This is a genomic window from Zestomonas ipomoeae (assembly GCF_057128665.1).
Map to the genome: position 1 here is coordinate 1 of NZ_JBSKHQ010000043.1, position 1,310 is coordinate 1,310.

The 1,310-nt window shown below is 62.9% G+C and carries 1 protein-coding gene and 1 pseudogene; both read left to right on the plus strand.

Features of this window, described 5'->3' with window-relative positions:
* A pseudogene (locus tag ACWKV7_RS23610) lies at positions 1-117 on the plus strand (Hcp family type VI secretion system effector); the annotation flags it as partial.
* A gap of 83 nt (positions 118-200) precedes the next feature.
* On the plus strand, positions 201-1,310 hold a 1,110-nt coding region (locus tag ACWKV7_RS23615; protein WP_483860149.1), incomplete at its 3' end, for a contractile injection system protein, VgrG/Pvc8 family.

The following is a 1,310-nucleotide window of genomic DNA, read 5'->3' on the forward strand; positions in this document are numbered from 1 at the left end:
ATGGCTCACTTCACTCACCTGGAAGACGTCTACTTCACCTACCGCAAGATCGTCTGGACCCACGAAGTCTCCGGCACGTCCGGTTCCGACGACTGGCGCGCTCCGATCTCCGCCTGATTGCGGGTTGAGAGCCGGGCCTCCGTGCGTGCACGGGGCCCGGTTTTTTTCGTTCAGGGGAGTCAGAAAAAAGGAATTTCCGTATGAAGGTCCCACCCGGCAACGCCACGGCCCTTGGCCAGCATTTCTATCTTTTCCAGAAGAGCCCTGGCCAGCCCAGCAAGAAACTGATCATCACCAGCCACGGCGCCTTCGTGCCGGGCATGCATATCAGCGTTCCTGCCACTACCTCGCTGGTGTTCTACGGACCTGACGGCAAGACCCTGACCGACCCTGGGCTAGGCACCGTGATGCGCGGCGAGGTCCAGGCCTACGAGCGCAAGGCGCCCAACAGCCAGGTGCGCAATTACCTGCTGTCCAAATACAGCGACGATCAGTATTCCTCCATCAGCTACGGCGTGAAGCTGGAGGGGGCCGACGTGCTGACCGTGCGCAACCGCAAGGCCCCTACGCTGCTGCTGCAGAACAGCACGCTGACGCTCAACGACGCACTTTCCGAACTGAGCAAGAACGGCATCCACTACGACGAAATCCACTGCGTGTTCTGCCGCAACTTCCTGCTGCATCCGAAACCGGCGACCCACGTGGCGCCACGCATCGCCCCCATGGCTACGCCAACGCTGGTCCCCGCAGCAGCAGCGACGACAGCACAAAGCAGGGCAGCCCAGGCCGCCGCACAGGCCATCGCCGATCGACCGCTGCTGAAGAGCCTGAGCGCAACGCCATCCCAGCTCTGGGCACATCGTTTCACCCTGGATATCCAGGGCACCGAGCATGACCTGCAAGTGCTCGAATTCAGCGGCCTTGAGGCCATCAGCCAGCCCTACCGCTTCGACGTCGAGCTGGTCAGCGAGCGCCCCGACCTCGACCTGGAAAGCCTGCTGCACCAGAAGACCTTCCTCGCCTTCGACCCGGACCGCAAGGGCATCCACGGCCTCATCCACCGCATCGCCCAGGGTGAATCCGGCAAGCGCCTGACCCGCTATCGCCTGACCATCGTGCCGCGCCTGACCTACCTGGCCCACCGCACCAACCAGCGCATCTTCCAGCACCTCACGGTGCCGCAGATCATCGGCCAGGTCCTGGAAGAGCATGGCATCCTGCCCGGCGACTATAAATTCCAGCTCGGCCCCACCGTCTACCCCGAACGCGACTACTGCGTGCAGTACGACGAGTCGGACCTGCATTTCGTC